Below are 3,620 nucleotides of genomic sequence, written 5' to 3'. Positions count from 1 at the left end.
AGGGTCGCCTCGCTGAGGCTCGGCTGACCCTGGGCTGAATTACGCAGCCCCGTTGGGGCTGGTGTGGGCGCAAGAGTGGACTGGTGGAAGAGAGCTGAACGGCCAAAAAACGCAGAATTACTGGCATTGTGAACCAACGAAAAGCTGCCTTAACCGAGTGCCATTCATGCTTGGCATTATATGCAACAATGGCTGCACATCGACCTTCATGCGGGCTTTTTGCTCTCCGTTCTTTGGACGCCGTTGTATGGATGGCGGCACCGCTTTCACGGGGTGAGGCGTGTTGTGTGGCCAACGCACCGTTCTTTCGGCGAAGGCGGGGTCGCGCTTGAGCTTGCTGCACGCACTCCATGAGGCTGCGCGTTGGCGTTCGCACTGATCTCGTTTCGATACCGGGCATGCGTCGGCCGCCGCAGAGGCGCTCTGCGGGAAACCTGTCTGTGCGTGCCCAGGGACCTACTTCCCGATCTGTGCCACGGCTTCGGCGACCCAGCCGGAGTCGGGGAGGGCGAAGGGGCGGAAGGTTTCGAGGCGGGATTCGTGTTCGCTGTAGAAGAGGGCGCGGTGGAGGCCGAGCATGCTGGCCTTCGGTGAGTCGATGAGGCTGGCAGAGTCGTTGGCGCTCATCTGGAAGAGGACGCGCATGCCGAGCTCGCTGACGGACTTGCGGCTGAGGGAGCGGTTGACGTTGTTGAGGGTGTCGAGGCTGGTGATGAGATGGATGCCGAGGGGCGGGCCTTCGGAGATGATCTCGTTGAGCTGGCTGCCGGGCTTGGGGGCGTCGTCGCCGCCGAAGGAGAAGTCTTCTTCGTAGCGCAGTTTGCGGAACTTTTGCAGGCCGTGGATGAAGAGGTAGATGGGCGGATCTCCCGCGCTGCCTTCATCGCTGCGGCGTTTCATTTCGGCGTGGATCTCGGCGATGAATTCGGGAGCTTCGTGGCCCTGCGAAATCTTGGCGTGGCCCTGGGCGATGCTTTCGAGGAACACGCAGTCGGGTGAGTCCGCGAGTGCGCCGTGAATGAGGTAGAACTTCGGCGGAGTGGCGCGCGGATGCTGCGCGGCGAGGGCGAGCATGCCGAGGCCGATGATGGCGGCGACGGCTTCGTCGTTCTGACCGACGAGGAGCAGATGGCGGCCGCTCTGGCGCGGGAACATGGCTTCGGTGGGGCCTTTGATGGCGTTGGGCATGCCGAGCCAGCATTTGGGGTCCGCAGGGGCTTTGACGGGCGGATGTTCCAAGGCGGTGGTGAGCAGGGCGTTGTCGCGCACGTCGGCGGGCATGTTGCCTTCGAAGACGAGGGGGCGCTTGCTGCTGAAACCGCGTTCCTTGGAGATCTGGGTGACTTTGACGAGGTTGGCATCCCGCTCTTCGTCGGTGAGCCAGACGACCTGGAAGGGGCTGTTCCCTTCCACGGCACCGGCGGCGTCATTGTAGATGCCTTCGCCGGGGCGTGAGAGAAGGCGCGGCGCGGTGTTGGTGTCGTCCATGATGAGGCCGGCGTCGGCCTCGTTGCACTGCAAGGCGATGCGGATGACCATCTGGCCGAGGGTGGTGCGGGCGAGGGTGTAGGCACCGCCGAGGGTCTGGGAACCGAGGAAGACGTGGATGCCGAAGGCACGGCCCTGACGCACGATGCGGTCGAGCAGCAGCGCAGCGCCCTGGGCGACGGAGTCGTCTTCGGTGAAGTATTCCTGGAACTCATCGATGATGAGCATGGCGCGCGGCATGGGCTCGGTGCCGCCGGCGCGCTTGTACCCGGCGAGATCCTGCGCGCCGGCTTTGCGGAAGAGTTCACCACGACGGCGGAGTTCTTCGTCGATGCGCTGCAACACACTCAAAGCGAATTCGCGATCGCTCTCAATGGCGATGACTTTGGCGTGCGGCAGTTTGTTGTCGGCGTAGCACTTGAACTCGACGCCTTTCTTGAAGTCGATGAGATAGAATTCGACCTCGTCCGGGCTGCAGGAGAGAGCGAGGTTGGTGATGATGATGTGCAGGAGGGTCGATTTACCGGAACCGGTTTTACCTGCGAGGAGGGCGTGCTGCTTGGTGCCTTTGCCGATGGCGAGGTATTGCAGTTTCGTGGCGCCGGTGCGGCCGATGGCCACGCGGAGTTCGTTGGTGGTGCTTTCCGCCCACAGTTCCTTCGGAGCGACCACACTGAAGGGCACCTGTACGCGGTTGGAGTCGATGCTGGCCTGGCCGATCTGATGGGCGAGATCTGCGGCGATGACATCCGATGGCGGTGCATCGAGCTCCAGGGTGCGAATGCCATTGAAGCTGACGACGCCCTTTTCACGCACGATGCGCAGGCAGTTTTTGCGCAGATCTTCGGCGCTGAGTCCTTCGGGAAGCGGCTGGCGGCGGTCCCAGTGAATGAGCACAAAGACGCCGCAGCGTGCGCCGCTCATGACGATGCTTTTCAGACGCGCCATGGACGATTCATTGAAGCCTGCGGGAAGTCCGGCGATGACGAGGAAGTGGTACTTCTCCGCCACGGTGCCGGCCTGCTCATTGTACTCGGTGATGGTGGCGTACTCGTTGCGCAGGTACATCTGGATGACCTTTTCCACGTGCTCGTTGAGCTCAATGAGGCGCTCTTCGATCTGCTCGCGCTGCGTCCAGATGCGGCGGTTGATGAGGGCGGGTTCGTAGTCGGCCAGGTGCATGAGGCCGGCGAAGTTCTGCCCGAGACCGACGGCGTCGATGATGGTGAAGTGGACTTTTCCGGGAGGCGCCAGGGTGAAGAGACGGAAGATGACGTCGTTCATTACATCGGCCACCCACTTGCCGCCGTCGTCGTCGGTTTCGATGAGCAGCGAGCCCTCCTGCGGGAAGGCGAGCGCGAGAGGCAGGATGATGCGCTCATGGCCGCGCAGGTCGAAGGGGGTTTCTTTGGCAAACAATGCCGCCTGGGTACTGAGGTCCAGCTTCAGCGCACCGAAGCGCACGGTATTTGGAAAGAGCTCATGCGGCTGGTAAGTGGTGGTCCAGGCTTCCAACTGCGCGGCGGGATCCTGCTCGATCTCCTCCACCGAGGCGAGCAGCGGGGGGATTTTTTGATTCCACTCGGCCTGCAGTTTGAACCAACGCTGCTGTGCCACCGCCTGCATGGCGTGCATGGCGGCTTCGTGCTGCTCATTGAGCTGCTGGCGCTGAGACATGAGAGGGCCGCTGACCTGCGCGACGGCGGCGGCTTTTTGCACTTCGAAACGCTGCAAATTGCGGGCGAGGAGGCGCTGATTGCGGGCGAGGCAGGCGGGGATCTGCGTGGCAAGCCGGCGCAGCATGGCCAGGCGGTATTTCTCCGCGACTTCTTCCGTGCGGTTCCAGTCGGCGGTGACCAAGGCATCGGTATGGTCAAAGTCTGCCTGAATCTGCGCGGCAGCGGCATCTGTGGCGGCATGCAGTTCCTGCAGGCAGGTTTCGTAATCCAGCACTGCGGCGCTGAGCTCCTGGAGATCCACGCGGGGCTTGGAGAACATCTTGAACATGCCGGAGCTTTTGCCGGCGGCGAGCTGCTCTTCGAGGCCCTGCGCATGCCCTTCAATGTCGGCAATGCGGGCAGGGATGTCCGCCAGCGTGAGACGGGTGTTCGGTGCGGGGGCGGTCTTGCGGC

At 62.8% G+C, this 3,620-nt stretch carries 1 protein-coding gene; it reads right to left on the bottom strand.

What is annotated here, in order from left to right:
• Positions 1 to 456: 456 nt before the first annotated feature.
• Positions 457 to 3,620, bottom strand: a 3,164-nt coding sequence (locus WAW39_RS12640; protein WP_422319327.1) for an FtsK/SpoIIIE domain-containing protein, incomplete at its 5' end; no start/stop codon positions are given.

This window comes from Prosthecobacter sp. (genome assembly GCF_049294395.1).
In the GTDB taxonomy this organism is placed as follows: domain Bacteria; phylum Verrucomicrobiota; class Verrucomicrobiia; order Verrucomicrobiales; family Verrucomicrobiaceae; genus Prosthecobacter.
The sequence above is the reverse complement of the archived record's forward strand: the minus strand, read 5'-3'. Positions and strand labels throughout refer to the sequence as shown.